General features: G+C 67.8%; 11 protein-coding genes. 2 read left to right on the top strand and 9 right to left on the bottom strand.

Annotated features, from left to right (window positions below):
• Positions 1 to 94 precede the first annotated feature (94 nt).
• The 3 genes from AC07NG_RS13030 to AC07NG_RS13040 all read right to left on the bottom strand — a co-directional run bounded on the left by AC07NG_RS13030 (position 95) and on the right by AC07NG_RS13040 (position 5,984).
• Positions 95 to 2,746, bottom strand: coding sequence for a TonB-dependent receptor (locus AC07NG_RS13030; protein ID WP_494594423.1), 2,652 nt, complete (start codon positions 2,744 to 2,746; stop codon positions 95 to 97).
• Between the two features lie 318 nt (positions 2,747 to 3,064).
• Positions 3,065 to 4,573, bottom strand: a complete 1,509-nt coding sequence (locus AC07NG_RS13035) for a DHA2 family efflux MFS transporter permease subunit (RefSeq protein WP_494594424.1) — start codon at positions 4,571 to 4,573, stop codon at positions 3,065 to 3,067.
• Between the two features lie 115 nt (positions 4,574 to 4,688).
• Positions 4,689 to 5,984: a spinster family MFS transporter gene (locus tag AC07NG_RS13040; RefSeq protein ID WP_494594425.1), complete on the bottom strand. Its 1,296-nt coding sequence runs from the start codon at positions 5,982 to 5,984 to the stop codon at positions 4,689 to 4,691.
• A gap of 335 nt (positions 5,985 to 6,319) precedes the next feature.
• Here AC07NG_RS13040 and AC07NG_RS13045 point away from each other — a divergent pair, with 335 nt between their 5' ends.
• A complete protein-coding gene (locus AC07NG_RS13045) occupies positions 6,320 to 8,632 on the top strand; it encodes a TonB-dependent receptor (protein WP_494594426.1) in 2,313 nt (770 codons plus the stop codon).
• A gap of 122 nt (positions 8,633 to 8,754) precedes the next feature.
• Here AC07NG_RS13045 and AC07NG_RS13050 read toward each other — a convergent pair whose 3' ends face one another.
• Entirely contained in the window at positions 8,755 to 9,690 is a 936-nt protein-coding gene (locus AC07NG_RS13050; RefSeq protein WP_487290908.1) for a LysR family transcriptional regulator, read from the bottom strand.
• A 359-nt stretch (positions 9,691 to 10,049) separates the two neighbouring features.
• On the opposite strand from AC07NG_RS13050, the gene AC07NG_RS13055 reads away from it, so the two are divergent.
• Positions 10,050 to 11,327 carry a lipase family protein gene (locus AC07NG_RS13055; RefSeq protein WP_494594427.1) on the top strand — a complete coding sequence of 426 codons (1,278 nt, stop codon included), beginning with the start codon at positions 10,050 to 10,052 and terminating at the stop codon, positions 11,325 to 11,327.
• Positions 11,328 to 11,454: 127 nt separating this feature from the next.
• On the opposite strand, the gene atzF is transcribed toward AC07NG_RS13055, so the two are convergent.
• From atzF to AC07NG_RS13080, 5 genes are all read right to left on the bottom strand, one after another.
• Positions 11,455 to 13,203: an allophanate hydrolase gene (gene atzF / locus AC07NG_RS13060; protein WP_494594428.1), complete on the bottom strand. Its 1,749-nt coding sequence runs from the start codon at positions 13,201 to 13,203 to the stop codon at positions 11,455 to 11,457.
• Positions 13,200 to 13,820 (bottom strand): urea amidolyase associated protein UAAP2, encoded by a 621-nt coding sequence (locus AC07NG_RS13065; RefSeq protein ID WP_110120530.1) that lies wholly within the window; start codon positions 13,818 to 13,820, stop codon positions 13,200 to 13,202. The genes atzF and AC07NG_RS13065 overlap by 4 nt, the downstream gene beginning before the upstream one ends.
• A 9-nt stretch (positions 13,821 to 13,829) precedes the next feature.
• Positions 13,830 to 14,651, bottom strand: coding sequence for an urea amidolyase associated protein UAAP1 (locus tag AC07NG_RS13070; RefSeq protein WP_494594429.1), 822 nt, complete (start codon positions 14,649 to 14,651; stop codon positions 13,830 to 13,832).
• The gene (locus AC07NG_RS13075) at positions 14,648 to 15,295 is read right to left on the bottom strand and encodes a cysteine hydrolase family protein (RefSeq protein ID WP_494594430.1); all 648 of its coding nucleotides are present in this window, start codon (positions 15,293 to 15,295) and stop codon (positions 14,648 to 14,650) included. The genes AC07NG_RS13070 and AC07NG_RS13075 overlap by 4 nt, the downstream gene beginning before the upstream one ends.
• Before the next feature lie 119 nt (positions 15,296 to 15,414).
• Positions 15,415 to 16,632 carry a dipeptidase gene (locus AC07NG_RS13080; protein WP_494594431.1) on the bottom strand — a complete coding sequence of 406 codons (1,218 nt, stop codon included), beginning with the start codon at positions 16,630 to 16,632 and terminating at the stop codon, positions 15,415 to 15,417.
• Positions 16,633 to 16,884 lie beyond the last annotated feature (252 nt).

Below are 16,884 nucleotides of genomic sequence, written 5' to 3' on the forward strand. Positions count from 1 at the left end.
GGGGCGATGATCGCCTCCTCCCCTGGGAGCGGCTGGGGGACTAGAGCCGCTCGTTGACGGCGTCCGGTTGGGGCCGGACGCCGGTTGGTGTTGGTCAGTAGCGGAAGCGGGCGCTGACCTGCAGGGTGCGGGCCTGCACGCGGACGCCCAGGGGCAGCATGCGGTCCTGGCCCCAATAGACGTTGTTGTTTTCCTTCAGCAGGTTGGTGCCCTCGAAGCTCAGAGTCAGCTGCTTGACCGGGGTCCAGTTGACGGCCGCGTCCAGACGCGAGGTCGCGTCGTTGTACGGCGAGTATTCGGGGTTGTCCTGGTAGACGAAGATCTTGTAGCGGGCGCGGTAGTTGTAGGCCACGCGGGCGCTGAACTGCGGCGTGTCGTAGTAGAGCGCCAGGTTGTAGGTGTATTTCGAGGTGCTGTCGGCGTCGAAGACGCCCGGGATCAACCGTTGATCACCCTCGAACGGATAGTTGATGTTGTACTTCGCCATGTAGGTGAAGTTGGCGCTGGCCCCGAAGTTGCGCAGCTTGCCGGGCAGGAAGTCGAAGAAGGCGGACGTGTTGAACTCGTAACCCTGGAACTCGCCCGGGCCGGCGTTGCGGTTCTTGTAGACGGTGTACTCGGCGCCGTTCACGGTTTCCGTGCTGCCGCTGTAGTAGATGTAGCCGTCGGGCTTCTTGAGGAACGCGCCCAGAGAGACGATGCCGCCGCGGCCGAAATAGTACTCCAACGAGGCGTCGTAGTTCTCGGAACGGTTCGGCTTCAGGTCCGGATTGCCCGAATAGATGACCATGTTGTTGGCCTGGATCGTCTGCCAGGACGACATGTCCAGGAAGCTCGGCCGCTGGATGTTGTAGGTGTAGGCCATCCGCAGCTGGATCTTCGGCGTGAAGTGGATCACCGCGTTCAGGCTGGGCAGCACGTCGACATAGTCGCCGCCGCCTTCGGTCGGGGTGTCGACCCGGTTCCAGTTCTGGTCGAGGCTGATCTTGGTGCTGACGTTCTCGCCTTCGGTCTTGACGATCCGGACGCCGGCCACGCCGTCGATCGGGAAGCGGCTCTTCACGGCGTAGTTCAGGTTGACGTAGCCCGCCAGGCTCTTCTCGTCCTCGACATAGCTCTGGCCCACGTCATTGGACGGCTTCACGGTCGTCCAGCCGGCGACCGTGCGCAGGGCCGCCGTATTTGCCATCAGGTCGGGACCGGACAGGTGGTACCAGGTCGGGGAGAAGCCGCCGACGGCGAGCTTGCTGGTCGCAACGCCGATGCCCGGCGCGAAGCCGGTCAGGCTGGTGGTCGGGAAGGCGTCGCGATAGCCGTAGTCGCGGGTCAGGTGGCGATCGGTATAGCGCGTCCCGAAGCCGATGCTGCGGAAGAACTTGTCGTCGCTCAGGCGATAGGTCCCGTCGGCCTTCAGCACGAACTCGCGGCTCTTGGCGTAGGTCTGCTCGTCGTGGACCTGGAAGATCTGGTAGTTGCCGACCTGGTTCAGATCGGTGCCGGTGAAGGTGATGAAGGGGCCGCGGCCCGGAACGTTGCTGGAATTGAAGTCGACATTGACCGAGCTGATCGGATTGCCCGAGGCGTCCAGCAGGTGCGCCAGGGTCAGGATGCCGTAGTAGTTCGTCGAGCTCCAATTGTACTGTGCGGCGCCGTCGATCTGCAGGCGATCACCGCGCCAGTGGACCTCGGCGTTGGTGGTGTAGTTGTCGGAGTCGACTTCCTCGTAATAGGACTGGGCGCTGGCGTCGACGCCGGCCGCGCGGGTGAGCGTCAGCGACTCGACCGTCTTGCCGTCGTCGCCCAGCACCACGTTCGAGACGCTGCTGTTCGGGTCGCGGGTGGTGACGTGCAGGCGGTCGCGCGCGCGCTTTTCCTCGCTGCCGAAATAGGAGCCCTCGAGGACGAAATCGAGGTGTTCGTCATAGCGCCACTGGCCGACCACGTTGATCGACGGGCGGGTGATCTTGCCCTGTTCGACGCCGTAGTTCACCGCGTAGGGGGCGATGATGTTCTGCTGGCTCGCCGGCAGGGACGCCCGCGAGATGGTGTTCTCGAAGAATTCGTCGGGCGACTCGCTCTCGACGAAGTCTTCCTCGTAGTTGTTGCGGGTGTAGGAGCCGTTGATCAGGAAGCCCATCTCGCCGATGGCGGTGTCGAAGCGGTTGCCGACCAGCAGGCTGGCGTAGGGGCTCTTGGTGTCGCCGGTGCTGCCGTAGACGTTCTTGATGCTGCCGGCGATCGTGTAGCCGTTGCGCAGATCCAGCGGCCGGCGCAGTTCGACGTTCACGGTGCCGGCGATGCCGCCTTCCACCTGGTCCGCCGTGCGGGTCTTGTAGACCTGGACCGACTTCAGCAGTTCGGCCGGGATGTCGGCCAGGTTGGTCGAGCGGGCTTCGCCGACGCTGTTGCTGTTGCCGTTGATGGTGGTCGAGATGCCCGACATGCCACGGATGGTGACGTTCGAGCCTTCGCCGTGGACGCGCTCGATCTGCACGCCGGTGATGCGCGACAGGGCCTCGGGCACGTTGTTGTCGGGCAGCTTGCCGACGTCTTCGGACTCGATCGACTCCACGATCTGAGCGGATTTGCGCTTGCGCTCCGCAGCCGCGTTCAGGCTTCCGCGGATGCCCTTGACGATAACCGTGTCGACGACATTGGCGTCGTCCGCGGCTTTCTTGTCTGACTTTTCAGAAGCGCTTGCGGCGTCCGTCTTGACGTCCTGCGCTAGCGCTTGATTTCCAACCATAATTGCCGCCGCGCTCGTAGCGACCAGCAACCAATTCTTCCCTCGGACCTGCATTTGTCCTCTCCCCTGACAAATTCGTGACAGGGAGGAACGCATATAACTCAGACAAGGTCAAAATAAATTATACGATATATCCGGACGGAATTGATCGGCCTGAATGGCGCGCATCCGGAGTCCTGGGATGCGGCGTGGGGCGCCTTGTTGCGGGGCTGAAGCGTCTCGCGGCATGAACGGCCGACAAGGGCCGAGCGCCGCGCAACACGAGCGTCGGGAACGACGTTTCAGGGTGCAAAAGGCGTTTCGGCCGCGGGCGGAAAATCAGCCGCGCTGAGGGCGTCCGCTGAGGTCGGCGCCGGCGTCCGGGGCGAAGCGGCGGTTCCAGATCGTCGCCGAGGCCGAGATCGCCGTGACGATCAGGAAGGCCAGGGTGAAGTCCGCCAGCCGCGGCGAGGCGTGGTCGCCGGCCAGCATGCCGACGTGCAGGGCCAGGGCGCCGGCGCAGACGCCCAGCGACAGCATCAGCTGCTGGAAGGTGGCGTAGAAGCTGGTCGCCGCGCTCATCCGCTCGGGCGGGATCTCGTCATAGGCGATGGTGTTGTAGGCGGTGAACTGGAACGACATGCAGAAGCCGCTGACCATCAGGGTCAGGAAGATCAGCCAGATCGGCCATTCGGGGCGGAAGAGACCGCAGACCGCGTAGCCGGCGCTGGCCGCCAGGCCGCCGACGATCATGCTGTTGCGAAAGCCGAAGCGGCGCAGGATGCGCGGCGCCAGGCTCTTCATCGCCAGCGAGCCGATGGCTCCGGCGATGGTGATCGAGCCGCTGGCCGCGGCGGTCATGCCAAAGCCCAGCTGCAGCATCAGCGGCAGCAGGAACGGCTGGGCGCCCTGGGTGATGCGGGTCAGCGAGCCGCCGATCACCGACAGCCGGAACGACGGCACGGCCATCAGCGACAGATCGAGGATCGGGTCGGCGCGCCGGTGGGCGTGACGCAGATAGAGTCCGCCCGCGACCAGGCCGACGGCGATCAGGGCCAGGGCCTGGGGCAACTCTCCGCTGCGGCTGGTCATCTCGAAACCGAACAGCAGGCAGCCGAGCGAGGCGCCCGACAGCAGGAAGCCGACCGGATCGGCCCGCACCGGCGTCTCGCCGCGCACCTCGTCGATGAACAGGGTGACCAGCACGATGCCCAGCACGCCGATCGGGATGTTCAGGTAGAAGATCCAGCGCCAGTCCAGATAGGTGACGATGAAGCCGCCGATCGGCGGGCCCAGGATCGGGCCGATCAGGGCCGGGATGATCAGCCACGACATCGCCGAGACCATGTCCTGCTTGGCCACGGACCGCAGCAGCACCAGCCGGCCGATCGGGATCATCATCGCGCCGCCGATCCCCTGCAGGAAGCGGGCGAGGATCAGCAGCGGCAGGCTGGTCGCCTGGCCGCACAGCACCGAGCCGCCGACGAAGACGGCTATGGCCAGGCGGAACACGGTCTTGGAGCCGAAGCGGTCGGCCAGGCGTCCGCTGGCCGGAATGAAGATCGCCAGCGCCAGGAGATAGGCGGTGAGGGCGGAGCTCAGGCTGGGGGCGGGCACGCCGAAGTCGCGGGCCATGGTCGGCAGGGCGGTGGCCAGCACCGTGGCGTCCATCTGCTCCATGAAGAGCGCGCAGGCGATGATGACGGCGACGAGGCGGTAGGGCGGCCGCTTGCGGTCGTCGATCGCCGGCGCGTCGGGAGCCCGGGTGACGCCGTCGGCGGCCGGAAGGATGCCGTCGCGGACCTCGGAATTGATCGACGCCAGGCCTCGCCGCCTCAGCCTGGTCACGCACGGGCCTCGTGTTCGGAGGTCGCGACAGGGGGCGAGGGGCGGCGATAACGTAGGGTCACGGAGCGGTTTAGACGCCCTGCGAGGCGTCGGCGCAACCCCTTTGGGTCGTCGGTCAGGCCGGGATCGAGCGCTTCAGCCGGGCGGCGGCGAACACCAGGCAGGCGCCGCCGGCCACCGCGCTGAGCTGCATCAGCGAGATCGACGAGGCCAGGCCGTCGGCCGCGCCGCGGGCGACGAACAGGTCGCTGAGCCAGCCGGTCAGGAACGGGCCCACGCCCATGCCGATGACGTTGAGCACGAACAGCATGCTGGCCATGCCGACGGCGCGCAGGCGCGGCGGCAGCAGCATCTGGCCGGCGGCGAACAGCGGGGCCGAGAAGGCCGAACCGGCCAGTTCGGCGATGAAGTAGCAGAGGTAGGCGGTCGGGCCGCTGGTCTGGAAGAACAGCAGGATCGCCGGGCCCATGACGCCGATGCCGATCATCGGCAGCCACAGGTACCAGCGGGCGTCGCGGCCGCCCAGACGGTCGGCGGCGAAGCCGAAGATCAGGGTGCCGACGAAGCCGGTGACGCCCTGCAGCAGCCCGCTCAGCGAGCCGACCTCGGTCGAACTCATGTGCTGCACGCGGATCATGTAGGTCGGCACCCAGTTCTCGAAGGCGCTGGCCGAGGCCGAGATCAAGGCGAAACCCAGGGCGATCGGCAGGAAACAGGGGTGGCTGACGATGTGGCCGGCCGCTTCCTTCAGCGAGTACTGGCGGGTGTTCTCCTCGGTGGCGGCGTCGAAGGTTCCGCGCGGCGGCTCGCGCACGATCAGGAAGAACAGTGCGGCGACGATCATCCCCGGGAAGCCGACGATCAGAAAGGCGCTGCGCCAGCCGAAATGGTCCTCCAGCACGCCGCCGAAGGTCAGGCCCGCCCACATGCCGATCGAGATGCCCAGGCTGTAGACGGCGATCGCCGCCCCGCGCCGGGCCTGCGGGAAGTAGTCGGAAATCAGCGAATAGGCCGCCGGCGAGCATCCCGCCGATGACACCGCGATGCCGAACCGCGCTAGCGCCAGGCCCATGAAGTTGCCCACGAAGCCGCTGATGACGGTCAGGGTGCTCCAGGTCCCGATGGCGGCGGCGATGATCGCCCGGCGCGAGCCCTTGTCGGCCAGGCGCGCGATCGGAAAGCCCGCCAGCGAATAGAGCAGGGACGAGCCGAAGCCGGTCAGCAGGCCGATCTCGGTGTTGGAGACCTTCAGGTCGCGGCTGATCGGATCGACCAGGATGATCAGCAGGAAACGGTCGATCCAGCTGAAGGTGTAGACCAGGGTCAGCATGGCCAGGACGATCCAGGCCCGGCTCGACACCTTCGAAGGGGCCGGTGCGGGCGTTGTGTCGGCGATAGCGGCGTCGGCCATGTTGGTTCCGTGGGAGACTCTGACCCCTCCGACGAACCACGGCGCGTGTCGTGGGTAGATGTCGTTCTTAGCAACCATGCTTGGCGGGCCGCGTAACGAACCGCTGGCCCGCTTGGGAAGCGTCGCCGTTCACTTCCAAATTCGCGCAACCATCATTGTGCAACGCGACATTCTCGCTGGCGGGCTCCTGCCAAATCCTCGCATGGAGACCGGCTTGAGCGAGACGCGGGCGGCCTTTCCGGGAGGAGGAAAGCGCCAGGAACCCGCGTCCGCAGCACCCTCGATCAAGAGGCCAGGCCCGTCCGAAGGCTTTCAAGCTCAAGGGGATAATCGTGATGTATTCGGATTTCGTGACGGCTCGCCGACGCAAGCGCGGCCTGAAGGCGACGCTGATGGTCGCCGGGATGCTGGCGGCCGTGTCGCCGACCCTGGCCTGGGCGCAGACCGCGATGGCGCCGGCCGATGACAACGTCGTGCCCGAACTGGTCGTCACCGCCCAGAAGCGTTCGGAGAACGTGCGCGACGTGCCGCTGAGCATCAGCGTCCTGACCGGCGACCAGCTGGCCAAGCAGCACGTGGCCAACTATGCCGATCTCGCCCGCAGCACCCCGGGCCTATCGTTCAGCAACACCGGCAACAGCGGCCTGTCGCGCATCAGCCTGCGCGGGATCAGCTCGTCCCAGGGCTCGGCGACGGTCGGCGTCTATCTGAACGACGTGTCGCTGACGATCCCGAACCAGTTCTTCACCGGCGTGACCCTGCCGCGCCTGTTCGACCTCGACCACGTCGAAGTGCTGCGTGGCCCGCAGGGCACGCTCTACGGCGACAGCTCGCTGGGCGGCACCCTGCGCTTCATCACCAAGACGCCGAAGCTGGGCGGCTATGAGAGCAGCGCCGAGGGCGAGGTCTCGCACACCGACGAAGGCGGCGTGAACTACCTGTTCGGCGGCATGATCAATGCTCCGGTCGGCGAGAACGCCGCCTTCCGCCTTGCCGTGCAGCGCGAGTACCAGAGCGGCTTCGTCGACCACGTCAATTCGGCCGGCGTCGTCGACAACAAGAACGTCGACGCCGAGCGCACCACGGCCCTGCGCGCCAGCTTCCTGTGGGAGCCGACCGACGACCTGAAGGTCAGCTCGACGGTGCAGTGGCAGCAGACCGACGCCGACGACACCGGCATCACCAAGCTGTCGCTGGGCAAGTTCCAGGAGAACCGGCCGGTGCGCGAGCCCAGCCAGGACACCCTGTTCGCGCCGAGCGTGACCGTGGAGAAGCGCTTCGGCGATCTGACCTTCACCTCGATCAGCGGCTACGCCTATCGCAGCTTCGACCGTCAGTTCGACGGCTCGATCTATGACAGCGAATACGTCGCCAGCGTGCTCGACGACAGCTATGGCGACACCTACGAGACCATCGCGGCCCTGCCGGGGATTATGCGCAACAAGGACGCCGTGGCGACCTATAGCCAGGAGTTCCGCCTGGCCTCGCCGTCGCTGGCCGAAAGCGGCAAGCGCTACGAGTGGCAGGTCGGCGCCTATTTCGCCAAGCAGAAGATCACCAGCCTCGACCACGAATACGTGCTGGGCCTCGACGCCGCCGTCGCCTCCGAACTGGGAACCACGACGCAGGCCGCACTGGGCTACGCCACGCCGGGCGGCCTGATCGGCTACTTCAACTCGGTGCGCCGCAACAACCAGATGGCCGTCTTCGCCGAGGGCTCGTTCAAGGTCACCGACAAGCTCAAGGCCACCGTGGGCCTGCGCCAGGTCAAGGCTTCGAGCCAGTATGCGCTGGAAGAGGGCGGTTGGTTGGCCGACGGCGCGCCGGCCCATGACGACGCCTCCACCCGCTCGGCGCCGCTGACGCCAAAGTTCGCGGTGACCTACGAGGCGTCCAAGTCGGTGTCGCTGTACGCCAACGCCGCCAAGGGCTTCCGCCTGGGCGGCCAGAACAACGCCCTGACCTCGTTCTGCGCGGCCGACGTGCGCAGCCTGGGTCTCTCCGACGCCAAGAGCTATCGCCCCGACAGCCTGTGGAGCTACGAGGGCGGCGCCAAGACCCGCCTGTTCGACGGCCGCGTGACCTTCAACGCCTCGGCCTTCTACATCGACTGGAAGAACGTCCAGCAGTCGGTGCGCCTGTCGACCTGCGGCTCGGTGATCACCGGCAACGCCGGCGACGCCCGCAGCCAGGGCGGCGAGTTCGAACTGCGCGCGGCTCTGACCGACAACCTGACCCTCAATCTGTCGGGCGCGGTCACCGACGCCAAGATCACGCAGGCCGCCAAGGGCACCGGCGCGGTCGACGGCTCCAAGCTGCTGGGCACGCCGGAGAACACCTTCTCGGTGGGCTTCGACTATGACCACGCGATCACCGATCGCATCGACGGCTTCGCCAGCGTGAACTGGTCGCACACGGGCGAGAGCTACGGCTCCTACTCGACGACCAGCAAGGACTACCGCCGCCCGTCCTACGACCTGGTGGACGCCAGCATCGGCGTGGATGTCGCCGACATCCAGCTGTCGCTGTTCGCCAAGAACCTGCTGAACGAGGACACCATCATCCAGAAGCCCTCGGTTCTGTTCGTCACCCAGGGCCTGGCGCTGCGTCCGCGCACCGTGGGCCTGAACGTGAAGGCGAAGTTCTAGTCTTCTAGAGGAGCGCCATCCCGGCTTTCCGCTTCGCTGCGGCCGGGGTGGCGAGTTTCTCGAATGGGCAAGAAGAAAGGGGCGCTCCTCGCGGAGCGCCCCTTTTTCGTTCACCCCGGTCTTCAGTTCACCCGGGCGCGGGCCGCCTCGACCTGCTGGATGAAGGCCGCGACCAGCGGCGGCGGATGGCCCTGGCGGGTGATCACCGAGATCTTGCTGGCGTAGGAGAAGGTCTCCGGGGCGACCTTGTGGAAGCGCTTGCCGCCGCCCATGCCCGCGACCTGATGCTCGGTCAGGAAGCCCAAATAGCGGCCCGAGGCGATCATCATGGCGATCGACTCCATGTGCGTCACCGTCGCCGTCCGTTTCAGCAGGCCGCTGACCCCCAGTCGCTCCATCTCGTGCTCGAACGGGTAGCCGACGAAGTCGTAGGAGGCGATGTCCTCCAGGTCGACCCGGTCGTCATGGGCGCGCAGGCGCCAGGCCGGATGGTCCTCGGTGCAGTAGAGCCAGCTGACCTCTTCGTAGAGGAAGTGGTAGCGCAACTGCTCCATCGGCCGGCGCTCGAACACCACGCCGACGTCGAGATTGTTCTCGATCACCGCCTGCTCGATCAGGTTCGAGGTCGTGGTCGAGATGTTGAAGTGCACGTTCGGATAGGCCGCCTTGTAGCCGTCGAACACCTCGGGCAGGCGGAAGTTCGGATCGCCGACCAGGGCGTCGACCATGCCGATGCGGATGGCGCCCGCGGGGCTGGCGTGGATGTCGCGCACCCGGGCCTCGAACAGGTCGAGCTCGTCGAACAGCTTTTCGCAGGCCTCGTGCACCCGCGCGCCCTCGGCGGTGAGGGTGAAGCCGCGCCGGCCGCGTTCGCACAGCCGTGCGCCCAGGCGGATCTCCAGGTCCTTTATGTAGCGGCTGATCGACGGCAGGCCGATCTGCAACTCGGACTCGGCGGCGACGAAACCGCCGTGCTTGACCACTGTAGCGAAGGTGCGCAGCAGGCGCAGGTCGTTGTCGCTGACCCGGCCGGTGAAACGCTTCAGACCCAGTTCCATACTTGGCTCGTCCGACAACAATGATTGCCCATGCGGGCATTCCCGAAGACCGGGGAAGCGACGCAATCTGATGCTCGCGATCCACGGTCGACGCCTGTTCGGAATAGCACCGGGCGGGATGGGGCTAAGATCGCCGGCGGCTAGAAACCGGAAATCCCTGGGGTTTGCTGAAAAGCTGATGGCCGGCGCCTGAATTTTGCGCGGGATGCGTCGCTGGCGAAAACTCGTCGTTCGGCGACCGTCACGCGACGAGCGGGCGGCGAGCCGGGAAAGGCGATCTTTCCGCTTTCGGCAACTAAGGCGATCGACCGGACTGGGCGTCGAAACCGCGCTGTCGCGCCTGCCAGGATCCGCCGCCGATGCTTCGAACCCGTCTTTCCTGCCTTCTCGCGGCCGCGGCCATGGTCGCCGGACCGGTCTTGGCGCAACCCGTTCCGCCCTCGGCCGACCGCTGGGCCGGAGACGGCGGCGTCACGCCCTTCTATCGCTGGACAGGCGCGACGCCGTCGTTGCCCGGCATGATGCTGAGGCGGGAGGCGCTGCCCGCTGAGGACGCGCTGGCCGGCGCTGGCCGGGCCGAGCGCATCCTCTACAGCTCCACCGACTGGCTGGACGACAAGAAGATGGTCACGGTTTCCGGCGCGGTGTTTTTCCCCAAGGGCGCGCCGCCGGCCGGGGGCTGGCCGGTGATCGCCTGGGCCCACGGCACCACGGGCGTCGCCGACGTCTGCGCCCCGTCGTTCATGCCGCGCTCCGAGCGCGACCAGCAGTACCTGTCGGCCTGGCTGGAGGCCGGTTACGCCATCGTCGCCACCGACTATGCGGGCCTCGGCACGCCCGGCCCGCATCCGTATCTGCAATCGCGATCGGAAGGCCTGGCCGTGCTCGACAGCGTGCGGGCGGTGCTCAAGGCCTATCCGGGCCAACTGGCCAACAAGGTGGTGACCATGGGCCAGTCGCAGGGCTCGGGCGCGGCCCTGGCCGCCGCCTATTGGGCGCCGACCTACGCCCCGGACCTGAAGATCAAGGGCACGGTGGCCACGGGCGTGGTGGCCCACACCAACAACACCCGCGGCGCGCCGCAGGAAGAGGTCCCCAGCCTCTATACCGACCGCGACGCCGGCGGGAACGCGGCCTACGAGATCCTCTACTTCCTGGGCACGGTGCGCTCGATCGACCCGCAGGGCATCCGCGCCGAGGACTACATCGCCGAAGCGGGTCGCCCGCTGCTGGAAAAGGCCCAGACCACCTGCATGGGCGGCCTGCGCACCTTCGCCCGCGAGATCGCCCTGCCGGTTTCCAAGCTCTACAGCCGGCCGATCGACGCGCTCGAGGCGCGGGCCGATGCCTTGAGCGACTTTCCGGACGTGAAGATCCCGACCCCGGTCTTCGTCGGCACCGGCCTGGCCGATTCCGACGCCCAGACCGTCAGCCAGTACAACTTCGTCTCGGCCATGTGCGCGGCGGGGAACACCGTCGAATGGCGCTACTACCCGCACGCCACCCACGGCAGCGCGGTGATGCGCTCGCGCGCGGACTCGCCGGCCTTCGTCGAGAAGGTGCTGCACGACAAGCCGGTGGCGAACCTGTGCCCGAGCCTGATCCCGCCGGGGCCGTTGCAGGAGCCGGAAGGCTGAGACGTTCCCCCAAACCGTAAAACCCCCGCGAAAGCGGGGGCCTAGGCTTTTTCTGAAGCGCATGGCGCTCGAGGATAAAACACCTGGGTCCCAGCTTTCGCGGGGATTTTACGGGTGAAACGGCCGCTCAAAGACTGGCGATATAGGCCCGCCACCCGCCGAAGGCGGTGATCTCGCTCGCGCCGTCCAGCGCGCGCGGCTCGGCCACGAACCCCTTCACGGTGCGGCCGTCGTCCAGGGTCACCGAGCCGATAGCCAGCGGCGCGGGCACCTCGGCGGTGAACCCGCCGAAGGCGGCCAGGTCCAGTTCGTAGAGTTCGACGGCGATCGGCGCGCCGCCTTCGGCATGCACCAGGGCCGGCTTGGGCGGGGTCGAGTTGGCGATGGCGTAGAGGCGGTAGCTCTGCGCGGTCTTGGCGTCGCCCAGGAAGCGGGCGTTGCGCGAGGTCAGCTGCCAGTGCAGGGGCATGCCTTGCAGGTGGGCGCCGACGACGGCGAGGGTGACGGTTTCCATCTTGTCTCCAAGGTCGAGGGCGGGAGCGGGCGCATCGAGCCGCGCGATGTAGGGGCGAGCCGCCTCGATCAGCGCGCGGTCGGCATGAGCGGGTCCGATCAGGGTGACGCCGAAGCCGACATCGCCGCCCCGGAAGCCCGCCGGCACGGCCAGGGCGCTCATGTCGAGCAGGTTGACGAAGTTGGTGTAGAGGCCCAGCGCCGCGTTCAGCCGGATCGGCTCGGCCTTCATCTCGGCGATGCGGAAGGCGGTCGGCGCGGTGGGCAGGACCAGCAGGTCGATCTCGTCCCACATCGCTTCGGCTCGGCGGACCAGGGCCTTCAGCCGGTATTCGCCTTCGAACAGCTCGACGGCGGTGACGTCCAGGCCGGCCTCGACGATGGTCCGCACGGTGGGATCGATGGCGTCCGGCTTTTCGGCCAGCATCGTCTTCAGCGCCGCCGTCCGCTCGGCCACCCACGGGCCGCCGTAGAGCAACTGGGCGGCCTCGCTGAGGAAGTCGATATCGATCGGCACGATCTCCGCGCCATCAGCGACGAAGCGCTCCAGCGCCTGCTCGTAGAGATGGGCGGCGGTCGCGTCGCCGAGGAAGTTGCGCTGATGGGGCAGGGGAACGCCCAACCGCTTGGCGTCGCGCGGGCGATCCTCCAGCGGACGCGAGAACGGATCGGTCGCGTCGAAGCCGGCGGCGACCGCGTCGACCAGTTCGGCGTCGTCGAGATCGCGGGTGAAGACGCTGATGCAGTCCAGCGACCGGCAGGCCGGCACGAGGCCGCTGGTGCTCCAGCGGCCCTTGGTCGGCTTGAAGCCGACGAGATTGTTGAAGGCGGCCGGCACCCGGCCCGAGCCGGCGGTGTCGGTGCCTAGGGCGAAATCGACCAGGCCCGCCGCCACGGCGACGGCCGAACCCGAGCTCGATCCGCCGCTGACGAAGGCGCGGTTGAACACGCAGTGCGGCGCGCCGTGCGGGCTGCGCGTGCCGTTCAGGCCGGTGGCGAACTGGTCGAGATTGGTCTTGCCGACGGGGATTGCGCCAGCCGCGATCAGCCGATGGACCACTTCGGCCGAGGCCTCCGGCGCATAGGCGAAGTCCGGGCAGCCGGCCGTCGTGGGCAGGCCGGCCAGGTCGATATTGTCCTTGATGGCGAAGGTCGCCCCCGCCAGCGGCAGGACTTCGCCGACCGCGATCCGCGCATCGACGGCGCGGGCGTAGTCGCGGACGGCTTCCGGATCCAGCCGCTCGATCCAGACCTGGGGCTGGACGGCGTCGTAGGCGGCTATGCGGGCCAGGGCGGCGTCGGCCGCCTCCAGCGCGGTCGTTTCACCGACGGCGATGGCCACAGCGACGGCCCGGGCGGTCACGCCCGCACCACCATCCGCACCGGCGTCGGGTTGAAGCCGTTGCAGGGGTTGTTGATCTGCGGGCAGTTGGAGACCACCACCGTGACATCCATCTCCGCCAGCAGGGTCACCGACAGGCCCGGCGCCGAGATGCCGTCGACGATGCCCAGCGCGCCGTCGGCCTCGACGGGCACGTTCATGAACCAGTTGATGTTGCTGACCATGTCGCGCTTGTTGCGGCCGGCCCGGCCGTTGGCGTCGAGGAAGTTGTCGACACAGGCGTGCTGGTTCTTGGTGTGATGGCCGTAGCGCAGGGTGTTGCTCTCGCACGAGCAGGCCCCGCCGATGGTGTCGTGATAGGCGACGTTGGTGGCCACGATCCGCATCATCGGGCGGCCCTCGTTCGAGAGCAGCACCGCCCCGTCGCGCAGGAAAAGGTTGCCCTGGGCGGCGATGGTGTCCTGGGCGCTGTAGCGTTCGGCGTCGTCGGCCGTGGCGTACATCAGGAAGTCGACCGCCTGGTTGCCCTCCAGGTCGATGATCTCCAGCGTCTCGCCGGCCTTCAGGTCGTGCATCCAAGGGGCGCGGGCGGGCACCACCTCGTCGTGCAGCACCGTCGTGTTGAGGTCTTCGCGCATCGGACCCTCCTAGCGGGCGTAATAGTCTTCGACGTTCAGGAAGGCGCGCAGGCCTTCCGGCGTGCCGGTGCGGATCGGGTCGTCGGCGGCCGCCACGGGGCCGCGCCAGGCCTGGGCCCGCACGGGGGTGACCGTGTAGTCGGGACGCGGGTCCATCACGTGCGGGGTGTTGGCCAGCACCACGATCAGGTCCATCTCGGCCCGCAGCAGCAGGCTGCGGCCCGAAGCGAACGGGCCGACCTGCGGCGTGATCGCGCCGTCGGCCTCGACCTTGGCGCCCTTGAACCAGGTGATGCAGGGATGGATGTCCTTGCGACCCAGGCCGTACTTGCCGACCGCCAGGCCGAACCGCTCGCGGCTCGACGGATGCGGGCCGTAGTTGCCTGCCTGACCGTATTTCGCCGCGATGCTCCAGGGCGTGGACGGGCCGCAGAAGGCGTCGTGCGTGCCCGCCTCGTCCTCCAGGATGCTCATCAGCGCCCGGCCCATGTCCGACAGGAGGAAGCGGCCGACGCCCAGATAGCCGTTCCACTGGATCTTCAGGGTGTCGGCCACGTTCAGCCGCTCGACCGGCCGTTCGGCGTTGAACAGCAGCATCGACACGCAGCCGTCGCCGGCCAGATCGGTCAGGCGCAGGCGGGTCCCGCGGGCGATCTGCTTGCTGGCGTAGCCGCCGGCCGCGATCGTCTCGGCCCAGACCATGTCGTCCGGCGAGACGCCTTCAGGCAGGTCGGCCGCGGCCGAGGCAGGCAGGGTGGGCATGGCCTCGACCACCGCGCCGCCCTGGGCGCGGGCGTGGGCCTGGGCGCCGTAGGGATCGGCCGTGCTCATGCGGCGCTCTCCGCCTGTTTGGCGGCGTAGGCCTCGAAGCCGTCGACGATCTCGTTCGACATCCGGCGGGCGCCGGTCTGCATGTATTCCATGGCGTTCAGCGCCGCGTCGTGGGCCGGCGTCGACGAGGCCGTCACGCAGTCCTCGACCACGCGGCAGTAGTAGTCGCCCTGGTGGCCGTCGACGAAGGTGTAGTGCACGCAGACGTCGGTGAAGCCGCCGCAGAGGATCAGCGTCTGCGCCTTCAGGCCCTTGAGCAGGATCTCCAACTCGGTGCCGTAGAAGCAGGAGTAGCGGCGCTTGGCCAGCAGGTAGTCGCCCTCGACGATGCCCAGTTCCTCGATGGCGAACTCGGTGCCCGGCGAGGTCTCGATGCAGTGCACGTCCTCGCGGCCGTCCAGCTCGCGGCCGAAGTCGATCATGTTGGGGCGGTGCACTTCCTTGAAGAACACCACGGGGATGTCGGCGGCGCGGGCGGCGTCGACCAGGGTGCGCACGCGGTGCATGCGCTCGACGCGGTCGGGCAGCAGGGGCAGGCGCTCCGACGGCGCCCAGTCCATGAACGAGCCCTTCTGGACGTCGATGACGACGAGGACGGGCTGACCGACGATCATCGGTCGGGCGTTGTCGGGGGTGTAGGTCAAGGCTGGATTCCCTGGTGTCTCTTGAAGATCACCAAGACCAGCGCGCGGCGTTCGGAGAAATGACGCCGCCGGAAAAGTTGGTTGCGGATCGCGGCAACTGAACCGGCGGCGTTCGTGGTCTAGCGCTTGGCGGCCTTCTCGACGGCGCGGAAGACGCGCAGGTAGTTGCCGCCCCACAGCTTGCCGATGTCGGCCTCGGAATAGCCGCGCCGCACCAGTTCGGCCGTGACGTTGGCGGCTTCGCCTTCATTGCTCCAGCCGACGACGCCGCCGCCATGGTTGAAGTCGGACGACAGGCCCACATGGTCGATCCCGACGCGCTTGACGGCGTAGTCGACGGAGTCGGCCAGGTCCTTCACCGTCGCCTTGGGCAGCAGGGCGTTGACGGCGTGGCTGTAGTCCAGCCGCTTCTCGGGCGTCAGGGTCTCGGTCCCGTCGGCGGGGCGGACATAGGCGACCGGCAGGGCGTATTGCGCGCGCAGGGCCGCGACCTTGGGCGGGAAGTCGGAACCCGGCTTCACGAGGTAGGGGCTGAAGGCGACGATCTGCACGACCCCGCCCTTGGCGGCGATGGCGTCGAGTTCGGCGTCCGACAGGTTGCGCGGGCTGTCGACCACGCCCTGCACGCCCGAGTGGCTGGCCACGACCGGCGCGCGGCTGAGCGCCAGCACCTGCTTCACCCCGTCGGGCGTCAGTTGCGAGACGTCGATGATCACGCCCAGGTCGTTGAGCTTGGCCACCGCCTGCTTGCCCAGCGGCGACAGCCCGCCCCACTCGACCTTGGTCCCGCCGCTGGGACGCGAGGAGTCGGCGAAGGCGTTGTTGCCGGCGTGGACGAAGCCGAAGCTGCGCACGCCCGCGGCGTAGTAGGCGTCGATCGGCGCCAGGTCTTCGCCAAAGGGGTAGGCGTTGAGGAAGCCGACGATGATCGCCCGCTTGCCGGCCTTGGCGGCGGCCTCGACGTCGGCGGCCTTCAGGGCCAGCACGGCGCGGTCGGGATGGCGCTCGGCGATCCCGCGGATGGCGGCCAGCTTGCCGTCGGCGTCCTTGCGGGCCTTGGCGTAGCCCTCCGGCGTGCGCGGGCCTTGCGAGACGAAGACCGCCAGCACCGCTGCATCGACGCCGCCGCGCTCGAGCTTGGGCAGGTCGACCTGGCCGTCGCCGTCGACGGCCGCCTCGTGGGCGCCGACGCCCAGGTCCTGGGGTACGTCCACATGGCTGTCGAGCACCAGGACGCGGGCATGGACGGCCTTGGCGTCGAGATCGGCGGCCTGGGTCGCGCCGGCGGTCACCAGGGCCAGCAGGCCCGCGGTGGCGAGGAGGAGGGGACGGAACATGACGTCGAGCTTTCTGTGGTCGGCTCTGGTTTGCGATCGGGGGAGGGGAGCGGCCCGAGTCCCGGAAAGGGGCGCGGCCTTCTGCGACGCTAGACCGGGCTTTGCGGCGGCGACCAATGCGGTGTTCTCATGTCGGATATTGCCGCCGGTAAAGCTGGGCGCGGCGGCGGTGCTGGCAGGGCGTCCAGAAATTCTGCCAATCCGCCCGGCGCGGCCTCGTCTAAGGCGTAATTCCTAGCGTCGCCATCGGGT

Source organism: Caulobacter sp. GW821-FHT10C03 (genome assembly GCF_059415485.1).